The organism is Mesorhizobium sp. GbtcB19 (genome assembly GCF_019091085.1).
Lineage (GTDB): Bacteria > Pseudomonadota > Alphaproteobacteria > Rhizobiales > Rhizobiaceae > Mesorhizobium.
Window position 1 is genome coordinate 1 of the sequence record NZ_JAGXJY010000089.1, and the last position, 684, is coordinate 684.

Annotated in this window: 1 protein-coding gene; it reads left to right on the forward strand. The window is 30.1% G+C overall.

Features of this window, described 5'->3' with window-relative positions:
* On the forward strand, nucleotides 1-684 hold a 684-nt coding region (locus KVT37_RS31720), incomplete at both ends, for a DUF2290 domain-containing protein (protein ID WP_217578951.1).

The window sequence follows — 684 nt, forward strand, 5'->3', positions numbered from 1 at the left end:
GAATAATGGTGGCTAAGACTAAAGAATTAGTTATTAATTCAGAAAAAGAGTTGGTTATAAATCAGCTGACCAGTTTGTACTTGGTTCAAGAAAACATACCTACTATAAACAACATTGGAATTCATGAAATCAAAGAAAATTCTGTAGGAAGAAGAACGCCTAAATTTACCATTAGAACCTATGTTGAAGTCTATAGAGATATGCTTTTAAATGAGAAGTATAATTTGTTACTAAATGACGATTCTATAATTGATTTTTATTACGAATTCGATAATGAAGGGAATATAGTAGGGCATAGTTTATCATTCATTCCAGGGCTAGATGCAGAAATAAGTTTAAGAGATGATATTTATACTATTGAAGATCAATTCATGGTTTCAATAACAGCTGCAAACTATATAAGGATTGATTATGATTTGAAAGGTAAAAAGAACATTGTACACACGGATGTTCATATGCACTATGGTATATTTGAAAGAGGAGAAAAAGGCGAGGGTGTGCTTTCAGAGCTTAGAATACCAATAGAAGGCGTTTTATTTCCTTATGAGTTTATATATATTATTCTTAAATATGTATATGAAGTAAAAGATGATTACCTTCAATTCTTGCTAGAGTTTAAGTACAGTAGAAAACATTGCCTTGAAGAATGTGAATTTAATAAGCTGGTACTTTCTTTTGATAGAG